8 protein-coding genes are annotated in these 12,235 nt (G+C 47.7%); 7 read left to right on the top strand and 1 reads right to left on the bottom strand.

Annotated elements, in window-relative coordinates; translation table 11 throughout:
- Positions 1–145 precede the first annotated feature (145 nt).
- On the top strand, positions 146–2,056 hold the full coding sequence (locus QUB08_RS30190) for a CHAT domain-containing protein (protein WP_333229766.1): 1,911 nt from the start codon (positions 146–148) through the stop codon (positions 2,054–2,056).
- 422 nt (positions 2,057–2,478) lie between these two features.
- Here the strand turns inward: QUB08_RS30190 and QUB08_RS30185 are convergent, their stop codons facing one another.
- A complete protein-coding gene (locus QUB08_RS30185) occupies positions 2,479–3,453 on the bottom strand; it encodes a tyrosine-type recombinase/integrase (protein WP_333229764.1) in 975 nt (324 codons plus the stop codon).
- A gap of 295 nt (positions 3,454–3,748) precedes the next feature.
- Between QUB08_RS30185 and QUB08_RS30180 the strand changes: the two genes are divergently transcribed.
- The 6 genes from QUB08_RS30180 (at position 3,749) to QUB08_RS30155 (ending at position 12,063) form a co-directional block, all read left to right on the top strand.
- Positions 3,749–4,264, top strand: coding sequence for a DNA methyltransferase (locus QUB08_RS30180; RefSeq protein WP_333229762.1), 516 nt, complete (start codon positions 3,749–3,751; stop codon positions 4,262–4,264).
- Positions 4,265–4,268: 4 nt separating this feature from the next.
- A complete protein-coding gene (locus QUB08_RS30175) occupies positions 4,269–4,568 on the top strand; it encodes a hypothetical protein (protein WP_333229760.1) in 300 nt (99 codons plus the stop codon).
- 299 nt (positions 4,569–4,867) lie between these two features.
- Positions 4,868–6,604, top strand: coding sequence for a helix-turn-helix transcriptional regulator (locus QUB08_RS30170; RefSeq protein ID WP_333229758.1), 1,737 nt, complete (start codon positions 4,868–4,870; stop codon positions 6,602–6,604).
- A gap of 528 nt (positions 6,605–7,132) precedes the next feature.
- Positions 7,133–10,573: a plasmid replication protein, CyRepA1 family gene (locus QUB08_RS30165; RefSeq protein WP_333229756.1), complete on the top strand. Its 3,441-nt coding sequence runs from the start codon at positions 7,133–7,135 to the stop codon at positions 10,571–10,573.
- Between the two features lie 667 nt (positions 10,574–11,240).
- Positions 11,241–11,396 carry a hypothetical protein gene (locus tag QUB08_RS30160; RefSeq protein ID WP_333229754.1) on the top strand — a complete coding sequence of 52 codons (156 nt, stop codon included), beginning with the start codon at positions 11,241–11,243 and terminating at the stop codon, positions 11,394–11,396.
- 301 nt (positions 11,397–11,697) lie between these two features.
- The gene (locus QUB08_RS30155; protein ID WP_333229752.1) at positions 11,698–12,063 is read left to right on the top strand and encodes a hypothetical protein; all 366 of its coding nucleotides are present in this window, start codon (positions 11,698–11,700) and stop codon (positions 12,061–12,063) included.
- Positions 12,064–12,235: the final 172 nt, after the last annotated feature.

The following is a 12,235-nucleotide window of genomic DNA, read 5'->3' as shown; positions in this document are numbered from 1 at the left end:
CACAGATATTTTTCCTACAGTGAAGGTATGAAAATCCTTAGTCATCAAAGCCAGAACTGCGGAATGTGGGTTAGAAATAGCTATTGCCGCCCATAAAGCTGCCTTACAAATCTTTAACCAGGATGAGTTTCCTACAGAGTGGGCTATGGCTCAAATGAATCTGGGTAATCCCTATTTCATGCTTGGGTTAAACGAAGATGCGATCGCCTGTTATCGAAAAGCAATGGAAGTCTTCACGCCAACTGCTTTCCCAGTTGAGTGCCTGAAGACTGGAGAAATGCTAGGAAACAGAGCATTTGTAGCTGGAGATTGGCAGTTAGCCATTGAGGGATACGGTATCGCGATCGAAGCCGTAGAAACCAGCCGTACTTGGGCAACTTCTGAATTTCGCCGCCAAGAAATTTTGTCAGAGGCGATCGACATTTATGCAAACATCGTGCAAGCTTGCATCAATAACAAGCAGTTAGATAAAGCTGTTGAATATGTAGAGCGATCGCGCTCTAAACGCCTCGTAGACTTGATGGCAAGCAATGACCTCTACTCAGGTTCAGAAATTCCTGCTGAAATTCAAGAGTATTTACAGGATTTTGAACACCTACAGCAGCAAATTGACAAGGAACGAGGACGCAATCAACCTAGCAACGACATTGATAACAGCAAACTTGATAACAGCCGCGCAGCACTAGCAGCTTACAATCCAAGAATTGATTCTCTGGAAGTTGAAAAACTCCAAATTTGGGAACAACTCCGCCGCCTAGATCCCGTGCTTGCGGGTCAAATTCGAGTTAATCCTCTCAAATTCCCATCCATCCAGCAGCTTATCGACAAACCCACCACTGCAATTATTAGCTTTTACACCACTGTTAGCGACACTTTTATCTTCGTCGTGCGGCAAAACGAGATTACCCTACAAACTTGCGCTGATTTAGGATTTGAGACTTTGCACGGATGGATTTTCCAAAATTGGTTAGGACAATATGTTGAAGATAACAATTCTTGGCAAGAACAGTTCGTTGGGATGTTAACTGAACTTGCAAAACAGTTAAATTTGAACGATCTAATCTTATGGCATTTAGAAGGAATTTCGGAACTGATTATAGTTCCTCATTTTGCTCTTCACCAAATCCCCTTCGCTGCACTACCCATCGGAGACAACCGATATTTAGGAGACAAGTTTCTCATTCGTTATGCACCTAGTTGTCAAGTCCTAGAATTCTGCCAGCAACGCCCTTCCCCCGGCAATAACCTTAAATGTGGCACTATTGAAGATGCGACGGGCGACTTGCCTTGCGCCAGCTTTGAAGGAGAGCAACTGGCAGTTCTTTATAGTATCCCAGACAATCGACGCTTAAAAGGTAGCCGTCAAGCTACAGTTAGTAACTATCGAGAACTGGCGCAAACCGTCCAAATCCTCCATTCTAGCCACCACGCCCAGTCGCGCCTCGACAATCCCTTAGAATCCACATTAATTTTAGGAGATGGCTGCATTACTTTAGGTCAGCTAATGACTCCTGCATGGCGTCTCCCTCAGTTGTCGGATGTATTTCTTTCCTGCTGCGAAACAGGCTTGGGATTGACTGAAATTACTGGCGATATCCTTACTTTTTCAACTGCTTTTTTGTCGGCGGGAGCCAGAAGTGTTATCAGTACGCTTTGGGCTGTCGATGATTTAGCTACAGCACTTTTCTCGATCTTTTACTATCAAGAGTGGCAGCAGGGAAAGAATCGCCCAGAAGCTATGAGACAAGCTCAAGTTAAGTTGCGATCGCTTGCGGGCAATACCTTAGCTGCTAGTTATAAACCCCAACTCACAGAACTTTTGAAACAGAAACGTGAAGAAACCCACACCCTCCGCAAAATATCCGAGGCAGAACGAAAAGCTTGCTCCTCCGGTTCCTCAGAATATCAGCAATGGGATGAAGAATACAAAAAGTATGATAAAATTGGCAAACAAATTTATTTATGTCGCGAAAATTTAGATAAATTTTGTCAAGAATCAAAGCCTTTCTCTCACCCTTTTTACTGGGCTGCTTTTACCTGCACTGGGATTCGGTAAAATAGACTATTAAAGAGGAATTTAGCAACACCTGAATAAACCAGTATAGCAGTTCGAGCATTAGTTAGGAAAGTTCAGCTAATTCCGCAGGAGCCTCACGTCTCACCGCAACGGGAGAGTGTGAGAGGAATGGGGGTAAAAGTTGGGGGTTCGATACCAGGTGCAGATTTGGGTTCGACTGCTTTAACAGTAGTGAGAGGAATGGGGATAAAAGTTGAGGGTTCGATACCCCCAACTTTTACAATTTCTTGGCTAGTATTCGCAGATAATCTCGCTCACAAATCATTTTGAGTCCTAAATACTGTATCGCAGTATTTCAACCATATTTCCTTGGACTAGGAGTGTGAGACGAGAGTTAACAGTTTCGGTAAGTTTCCCCATAGTCTTGTATTCGATTATTATCCGAACATATAAATCTAAATTTAGCGCACTAAACTAGCCAGCAGCCCCGACGCTTCCCGCTGCAAACTCTGCCGATTATCATCGTAGCAATTAAGGACGTTCGAGCTGGTATGGCGGCTCAACTTCTGCGCCATTCGCGTATTACCGTTACTTGCATCTAACAGCGTCGTAATTGCAGCGTGGCGTATTCTGTGCGGGCTGATTCTTTTAGGAATTCCCGCAGCGGAGCAAGTTGAGAAAACAAGCTTGTAAATAGCGTACCCGCTCAACCTCAACCCATATTCCCGCTTTGTCAAAGCAATAAATAAAGGCTCTTGGGGCATTGCAGCTCCCCGCACGCTCAGCCAATCAGAAATCGCATCTGCCGTCGCGTTGTGCAAGTCAATTAGCTGCGCTTGAGTTCCCCTACCTTTGCCGTAAATATTCAAAGTTCGGGCTAGCGGGTCAAAGTCGCCTATATTGGCTCCGCCGATTTCCCCCCGGCGCAACGCATTGTCCCACAGCAGCCGGAGAACTGCATAGTCGCGCTTTCCCTGGGGCGTACTCCGGTCGGGAATTTCCAACACCGACTGCATCGCCGCCACATTCTCAGAAGCAACTCGGCCAAACCCTGTAGTATCGCGGTAAGGAACCACCTTCTCTCCTTCAACATCTACCAAACTCCACTCGCACTCGCCCACCTTGCGAGCAAAATTCACCAAACTTTTGATAGCCGCCAGTCGCCGATTAATCGTCGCTTCCTTAAGTCCCTTGTCGATTAGTTTGGCTTTATACTTGAGAACCACCGCGACAGCGGCGAAGCGGTTCAGCCGTAGGAACTCGCGCACTAATGCCGGATGCGGTTCCTGCCCCGTCATTGTCATAAAAAAATCGTACAAATCTTTCTCATAAGCCCCCCTTGTGTTGACAGAGCGCTTGGCAGCTAACAGCTCTGCCACTAGGTCGCGCGTTGAAGCTATTTCTCCAAAGGAATTAGCAGCGTGTTCTAAGTCCATAGCCGGTCTGATAATTTGGCTTTCCAGACCAGATTACCTGAATCTGGGGTGCAAAAAGATGGATAATTTACCAGTCCGTTCGGCGAGCGTACTAATGATGAGCGGCGGGCTCCAAAACCTTGCAGGCGCAGCGGCGATCGCTGCAATTGAGTGAACGAGCATAAATTTTGATGGTCAAACAATTAAAGCTGCCTCTTGGGGAAGTTCTGCCGCTAGCGCCGCCCCCTCTCTCTCAAGAGGGCAACAGCACCTTTTCAACCTTTACAGACAACATCAAGTTGCCCGTTCACCGCTGGTGCGAGATGAGCGTGCGGGTTTCTCGGCCTCTTGGGTCGAAACCGTTATTGCTAGAGCCTTGGAACGGGGGAGTGCGACTGTCTTCGATCCATTTGCCGGTGCGGGGACGACGCTGCTTGCTGCTGAGAAAATGGGGGTTGAATGCTTGGGAGTAGAAGCTCATCCCTTCGTTGCTAGGATTGCTTCAGCCAAGTTGTTATATCGAACTGACCCCGCTCTTTATTTAGAGCATATAAGAAAGGTCAAAATACGTGCCGAAAATTTGTCGGGCTGTGTAGATAATTATCCGGCTTTGATTCGTTCTTGTTTAAGCGATCGCTCCCTTGAAGGCTTAAATCGATTGTGGCAGGCTTGGAAACAATTAGCTGACGATTCTCCTCAATCCGAGTTGGTATGGCTGACAATTATAGCCATTCTCTGCCATGTTTCCTGCGTTGGAACTGCCCCTTGGCAGTACATCTTACCAAACAAACCAAACCAAAAAATCTGTATTGTCGCCGATGTCAGCTTTTGAGCTAATGGTTCAAACCCAGGTTCAAGACATGAGAATTGCAGGAAAAACAGCAGTTAATACTGCTAAGAGCGTTCGCTCTGATGCTCGAACTTGTCTTAGCGTACCGGATGATTTTGCTGATTTAATCATTACCTCGCCGCCCTATGCTAATAACTATGACTATGCCGATGCTACGCGCTTAGAGATGTGCTTTGCAGGAGAAATTAGTGGAAAAACCGGAAGCATAACGTCCCTCTGTGCGAAGACTGTTTGTGGGTTAAGGGATGAGCGATATTTGACAATAGCTTGTATCAACAGTTCTTAGTTTTAGGCAGAAATTAACAGCGATAGAGCAGGAAAATATTACTGGAAAATGTTAAAATAATAGCGTTATGGTAAACTGTAGTAACGAGCGGATTGGGACAGTATATGGGAGAGCTTTCGATCGTGAAGTTAGTAAAAAAATACATTATTTCTCGCCACCACTGGAACGCAAATGCTTTGGGGATACAGGGCGTGGTAGTACGGAAAGTTCGGGTTACTCCTTACAAAACGGTTCGATAAAGCAAGTGAGATATTTGTCTATCAAACCTGTAACTATTATTGGCATGAAGAGGCTAGGCTATGGAGTTATCTACTACCACCACCACCACGATAGATGGCGAGCGCATTCAAGAGTACGCCAAGAAGCTACGCCAAGGGAATTTTTTAGAAACTTTGGCCTTGAATGTAGCAATGGGGATTCATACCGAAATTACTAAAAGGGATGAAACATTAGAAGGCTTTAGTCCTAAGTGTGTTGATGAACTCGAAAAATTTCTCAAAGAGCAGATAGTTGATGATACTTTCTACTTGACAAAAGCAGAGGAGATATTAAATCATCTGACCCTCTGGCTTCAGGCAGGTAGAACCGAGGAAAATTTATGGAAAAACGTGGCACTTGATTCAGCTTTAATTTTTCTAGAGCCACTCGATTTATCCAATCGGACACTAGATGAGTTAACCGCTATGCTGGGGCTGGCTTCAAAAACAGTTCCCGCAACCGAACCCCAGGTATTTATCAGCACCACAATCACTCAAATACTCACCTCAGCCCCTCCTAGAACGGCTTGCAAGTCCTTATTACGAATTTGGGATTGGCAAGAAGATGCCCATAAAAATGTGTTTTTTCGAGATAATTACAACACGGGTTTTGTTAAGTTAGCCTTAAAGGATAAAGACCCAGTTACTAAAGAATATTTTTACTTTACAGGCAAGGCCGCCTGGGGAATTATTGAGGAATTTGGCAATTTGGGGAAAGATACTGCCAAACTCCACTGTTTACTATCTGCCTATGTTTTTCAACAAGCTGTGCCTTGGAGAACTGAAATTAAGCTAGCTGGAACTGGGAAAAATGGTGGCACTAACCTCATAGACTTAATGGGTTGGGGTGAGCGTAAAGATATGACCACTTCCCAGAAGTTACTCAGGATAGAGCAATGCCTGAAGCTTCTGAGAAGGCTGGACGCTACCATTAAATGGAATATCGGGAAGCTAGGATGCGATATGAATTCCCTCATTTGGGACGTTGCTGTGGAGCGCTACGGGCAGCGTAACATTTTCACAAATGAAATTGATGAACCAACAGAAATAGTAGCCTTCATTCGGGCGGGTAGATGGACTGAGTTTTTCTTTAATAAACCTGGCAAGAATGCCAAGCCTCCAGTGGCCTTATATGAGTTTGGTTGGATTTCAGAATCGACGCTAAAAATGAACCCCTATCATGATGAGCTAGCATTTTTAATTGCCATCAATATAACAACAGAAAGCGCCATTCATACAAATGGAAAATACACGGTTAAGACCGTCTTAGAGATGGTTATGCCGAAAAATCAAATTGAATTAATGCGGTCTGTTAAGTACAAAGCTCAAGATATAAAGGAGCGGTGGGGTAAAGCTTTAATGCGATTGATTGAGTTAGATTGGCAGATTATATATGACTCTGAAACCTACCCAGAATGGTTGCGTCCTGGAAGTACAACAGGTAAACCCAAAGATTGCAAAAAAAGAATTATTGATTTACTGCTAGAAGCTGGCGTCACCATCAAGCCTCCCGGTAAAATTCCTGCCTTGATAGCTGCTAAAAAATCAGCATCTTTGCCCCGGAAACGGAAATCAGCATCTGCTGCCCCGTTAGAGTGGGAACCGATACAGAAGGCTTGTGAAGCAAAGGGTTGGACGAAGCAAAGAGCCATCGCCGAAAAGCTGGGCATATCTCAGCAGCTAGTCTCACAGCTTCAGCGCGGCAAGCCAATTAGCCCCAAAACCGCCGCCCACCTCAGAAAAATCTTGCCTAAAGTGCTACCGGAACTGTCAATCTAGCTTCCCATCCCTTTAACTCGAACTCCAGCCCCAAGCGTAGTAAGGCTGGAGTTTTGCGTAGTAAGGCAAAAATGACCTCAAAATCACCTTCAAACTATTATCAGGCAAGGCTTACGACTTTACTACGGACACACCCGGATCTAGCTACCAAAACACCCGGATCTAGCTACCAAAACACCCGGATCTAGCTACCTCTCAAATTTGAAACCGTTTTACAGCAAGCGTTTCAGAACTTTACTACGCCTGGATTATCTTAATTAATTATCTTTGATCGGCGTGCAAGCAGCGATTTTTAGAACATGAGACAAAGGGATGTTCCCCACTCAAGGAATAGCCCGGTGAAGATTTATCGAGATAGCACAGCCATTGACCTTCAAAATCAGTCCTCACAGAGACTCACAGTCCACTTGACTCCATCTGACCCGTTCATGAGGCGCTCTGGCGGTAGCCAGATTCGGGTGCAACTTGGAGCGCATTTCGCATTGCTACTAGACCAGAAGGTCAACACAGCCAACATGGGGGTGCGTTATGGTCTTATCTAAGTCCGCCCTCAATGAATGGCAAGAAAGCGGTGTAGACCCCGCCATCTTCGCCCTCAACGTGCAAACCCTTAGTGGCGACGCTCCCTACGCCTACCTCCTCTACGAAATTAACGCCGCCTCCGGCAGAGTCCACCCCGACGCACAATGGCGGTGGGCCAGAAAGCACTACAGCCACATCGAACACGGTGGCTGGTGGTGTTCGGGCCTTGACCCCCTCAACAACTGGCAGCCCATGTATTGGGGCTGCTTCAAACCCTATCAGCCCCGCAACAGCTTCGACCCAAACGGTAAAACCAAGCCCGTCAAATACGAACACCCCCCCAAAACCCCCACCAGAGCCTTCTTCCTGCAAGTCCCAGACCACATCTGGGCAAAAGTTGCAGAACGCCACGGCGTCCCCATCAACCCTGAAAACCCAGAGGACTTAGAGATGGGGAGCACAGGAACGGGGGAGACGGGAGACGAAAATCTCCCCTCTGCCCCTGTGCCCCTCCCCGGCGTCACGAACCCGCCTCAATTCTGGGAATGGGTTTGGCTCAACAACATCCCCGTCACCATCGTCGAAGGCGTAAAAAAAGCCGCCTGCCTGCTCACAATGGGCTACGCGGCCATTGCCCTCCCTGGCGTCACAATGGGTGTCAGAACCAAGAACGCGCTAGGGGAGAAGTGCAACCCCTATCTCATCCCCGAACTCCAACACTTCGCCACCCCAGGGCGGGAAATCTACATCGGCTTTGATCGCGACAGCAAGCACTCTACCGTCCTCAACGTCAACCGCGAGATTGACAAACTCGGCCGCCTGTTCACCACCGCCAAATGCTCCGTCAGCGTCATCACTCTGCCAGGACCGGAGAAAGGCATCGACGATTTCGTGGTAGCCAGAGGCGAGGATGCGCTCATTGCCCTCAAAAACGCAGCACGAGGCTTCCAATTTTGGCAGGATAGGGAATCATGGCTTTTAACCTATCCCGCGTCTTTAACGCTAAATTCTCGCTATCTGGGAGAACTCCCCTATCCAGAGGCCGGCTTAGCCTGCATCAAATCCCCCAAAGGCACCGGCAAAACCCGCTCCCTCGCCCACCTGGTTTCCCACGCCCTCAACACGGGCGAACGCCGCGTGCTAGTCATCACCCACAGGATTCAGCTCGGCCGCGCCATCTGCGCCGGGTTGGGAATCAACTACATCGACGAAACCAAGAACTCGCCGGAAGGCAAATTATTCGGGTACGGCTTGTGTGTAGACAGCCTCCACCCCCACTCAATGGCCCGTTTCAACCCCGAAAACTGGTCTGGGGCGATCGTCCTCATTGATGAGTGCGAACAAGTCATCTGGCATGCCTTGAACTCCAGCACCTGCCGCGAAAACCGCGTCGCCATCTTGCAAACCCTGCAAGAACTCATTCGCACCGTCTTAACCACCGGCGGCTTAATCGTTGCCCAGGATGCTGATTTATCTGATTGCGCGATCGACTACTTGAAGGCGCTTGCTGGCATCCCTCTCGAACCTTGGATTGCCGTCAACGAATGGAAACCTAAAAAAGAGCGGGACGCGATCTTCTACGCCACTCAAAGTCCCGCACCACTATTCGCTCAAATGGAGCAAATTCTGTCGCGAGAAGTCACCGGCTGCGACCTTGAAAGTCGCGCCCTCTGCTGCCCGCTCGAGCGAGAAAGGTCCCACATTATGGTTGTTGAAGACTCCCAAAAAGTCAAAGGAAAATGGTCATGTCGCAATCTAGAAACACAACTGCAAAAACGATTTCCCGACAAGCGCATTCTCAGGATTGATAGCGAGTCAGTAGCCGACCCCAACCACCCTGCTTGTGGCTGCGTTGAGAAACTTAATGCCACCATTCAAAACTACGACATCATCATCGCTAGCCCCACCATTGGCACAGGAGTTAGCATCGACATTCGCGGTTATTTTACAGCCGTATTCGGCATTTTCAAAGGAGCAATTGCCGTCAACGATGCCTTGCAAGGTCTCGCTCGCGTCAGGGATGAAAATGTTCCAATCTTTGTTTGGACAGCGCCCTTTGGCATTGGCAAAATTGGCAACGGCAGCGCTTCTTACCGAGCTCTCCTCGCTTCCCAGCAGAAGGTTATCAAAACCAACATCCGCTTGCTGCAAGGAGTTGACTTCGACATCGACGCGGCCCACGACCCGGTTCACCTGAGAACTTGGGCAAAAATGGCTGCTAGAATTAATGCCGGAATGTGGCATTACAGGGAGGCGATTAGGTACAGCTTAAAAGCTGAAGGGTTTCAGGTAAAACTGTGCCGAGAAAATCAGCTAGAACAACTCCTTTTAGAGGGATTAGCGCAGCAAATAGCAGCCAGCGCGGTCAAAAACTGGAAGCTATTGCAGCAGCTTGCCCAGAAGGTTGATGCTCAGTTAAATGAATTAACTCTCCGAAATGTCGGAGCTGCTCTGGTTAAGGAAGAGGCTGAGTCAATTCAGCAAGAGAACCGCAGGGTAGAAGCGGATGCTGTTGCTGGTGCTCCTGATATTACTCTGTCTGAGTATCTGAAGTTGAAGGACAAGCGCTCCAAGACTCCCGGCGAACTCAATCAAGAGCGCAAGTACCAACTGCAAGAGACTTATGGTGTGTCGGTGACGCCTGAGCTGAAATTGAAGGACGACGACGGCTGGCTGCCTCAAATTCGCCTGCATTACTATTTGACCCATGACCCAGAGTTTGTCAGGAAACGAGATAAAAATCACTTGGCGGGGCATCAAGAAAGGGGTCAAGGGAAGGTTTGCCCGCAAGATTTGCGCTTCCTGAAAGCTTCTGTGGAAGCTCTCAAGAAGTTGGGGCTGATGGAGTTCTTTGACTCAGACAGGGAGTATCGAGGGACTGACCCGGAGGTGATAGCCTTTGCTCAAAGGGTCAAGCAGTATTCTGCGGACATGAAGGATTTTCTGGGTATCAACGTCCACCCTAATGCCCAGCCAATGGAGGTGGTTCAGTACGTTTTGAAGCGGAAGCTGGGCTTTACCCTGCGACTGGTTCGCCAAGAAAGGTCGGAGGAACGAGATGCTTTGGGCAAGTCCAAGCGCATTCGAGTTTATCAGTTCCAGTTCCCCAACGACGGCAGGTCGGCGATTTTTGCAGCTTGGCAGCAGCGGGATGAGAAGGCTATCTCTTTGGTAGAAGCCGTGGCTCCCTGTTTGGAAGGGGTTCCTGGCGGCACAGGGTCGGATAAAGATATGAAGATATCGGGGGGGGTGCCACCAAGTGATGAAGCTGCGAACGCAGGACACTCATTGAAAGTGGGCGCGCTAGTGCGGTTTGTTGGTGAGGTTCAAAAATATGTGGTTAAAGCTGTCTCAGGCGCTCGAGTGATGGTGCAATCGTTGCTTTCGGGTGCGATCGTCCACACTTGCGATCGCCGCTTAGAGCTGGCGGATGGAGGAGCGACGTGAGAACGCTGCCAAAAAATGCGATTCGTTTAGTCCAGTGCGACCTGAAAAACGTGAGTTCGACGCGGGAGTTCGCAACTAGAAACATAGACAGACTCGTTCCTCGCTAGTGTTGTCACTCACGAGGGCAACAGTTTATTGTTCGCAACTCGCCAATCTTCGCTCACTGTTGGAGCCGGAGAGAGTGCGCTAACAACCAACTGAGTAAAATTGCTTAGGTGCGATCGACGCTCGCGCAACACAGTAATGGAAAAAGATGGAAAGCAAGTCACAAATGTAATTGGACTTTGGGCAAAGAGAGAATTTCCCTCTTCGTGATGTTGTAGCGCGAATAAAGCTGGTTGGACTGAGATTTTGCACCATTCTCAATTAGATAAATCTCAGGAGAGAGGCGATCGCGCTGGCTGCAAATTGGAGGCTGTCATGCGTCCCGATCGCCCGCATTGAGTGTACGATAGATCGCCATGATGCCATATAAACTAACAGTTTGCTTGACTTATATTACGACGTATAAAGTGAAATCATACCAGAGAAACGCGCTCGATAGACGAATAAATTTCCTGACATCGCTGTTGACACGATCTGCTTATCAAACCTCAATTAGTTTTGCGATTATTAATCGCAAAATTATCGCTTTTTGTCCTAACTCCAATAGAGTTTCCAACTGACTTTGACTGTTTTTCCTTTCTGGTTTATCCAAGCAGGCGCTTTGCCTCCGGGAACGTCGCAGTCCCTTTCGCATTCCTTGGGACATTACGGCAGCGCAGGTCGGCCCAAGCAATTGTGGAGCCAGTTGATTGTCTGGGCGATCGTCTGGGGAGCCTGATTAATGTCGCTCATCGGCGCACCCCCAAGCGATATGAGAGGAATGGGGCGATGCCTGTTTTGACATCTTCCAAGTCCCTGCGAGGGTTACCGAGAAGTTTTTGCTAAAAATTCGGCAATTTGTATTGGCAAATCTCCTAATTTTGCTAGAGTTAAGTAGCACTTACTCTTACCTCCTCAGCCAAAAAGCTTTATTTTGCTGGCGCAGGTTATCTCTCATTAACAAACCTCCTTTTTTACCTCAACTATTCACCCAGAGTAAATCTAGATTCACCTAGAGTAAATTAAAGTAACAAATCTTAATGCTGATCTACGAAGCCTTCAACGATACCTTGAAACGCTATAACATCAGTGGCAAAGCTTTAGCTCAAGTTGCTGGAGTCAGCGAGAGTCTCGTGTCGCAGTTTCGATGGGGCGAAAAGGGCATAACGGACGAGATGCTCGACAACCTGCTCTTGGCGATACAGAAGATTGCGCCTGGGTCGCGCAGGTATTTTTGTTCGCTTGTAGCTGGGGAGCCAATAGAAACAGCAGGCTGGGAGAATGTGCTTTCTGAGATTTCTGCTGAGGAGATTCCTGAATTGTTGATGGCGATCGCGCGTTGCTGGAAATCAGTTGACCATCCATCGATTTATGTAACAAGTGCGTTGATGCAGCTCCCTCGCTAGAATGGTAGCAATCTAAGATAGATGTAGCGCCAAACTTTTAATAATTTTATGCCTGCAAAATTCACATTTAATGCGATCTGGAATTAATTTCACTACTTAGGAATGAAAATTTAATAACTTTAGCGTCTGCTAAATAGTCGGAACTGCACGATAATTCCATTTGGGTAGGTAC

The organism is Microcoleus sp. BR0-C5, from assembly GCF_036705045.1.
Lineage (GTDB): Bacteria > Cyanobacteriota > Cyanobacteriia > Cyanobacteriales > Microcoleaceae > Microcoleus.
Note: the sequence above shows the minus strand (reverse complement) of the source record. Positions and strands in the feature narration are given on the sequence as shown.

Excerpts from the sequence above, each read along its gene's own strand:
- QUB08_RS30190 (WP_333229766.1), top strand. The coding sequence starts at position 146 with ATGGCTCAAATGAATCTGGGTAATCCCTATTTCATGCTTGGGTTAAAC.
- QUB08_RS30185 (WP_333229764.1), bottom strand. The coding sequence starts at position 3,453 with ATGGACTTAGAACACGCTGCTAATTCCTTTGGAGAAATAGCTTCAACG.
- QUB08_RS30175 (WP_333229760.1), top strand. The coding sequence starts at position 4,269 with ATGGTTCAAACCCAGGTTCAAGACATGAGAATTGCAGGAAAAACAGCA.
- QUB08_RS30170 (WP_333229758.1), top strand. The coding sequence starts at position 4,868 with ATGGAGTTATCTACTACCACCACCACCACGATAGATGGCGAGCGCATT.
- QUB08_RS30165 (WP_333229756.1), top strand. The coding sequence starts at position 7,133 with ATGGTCTTATCTAAGTCCGCCCTCAATGAATGGCAAGAAAGCGGTGTA.
- QUB08_RS30155 (WP_333229752.1), top strand. The coding sequence starts at position 11,698 with ATGCTGATCTACGAAGCCTTCAACGATACCTTGAAACGCTATAACATC.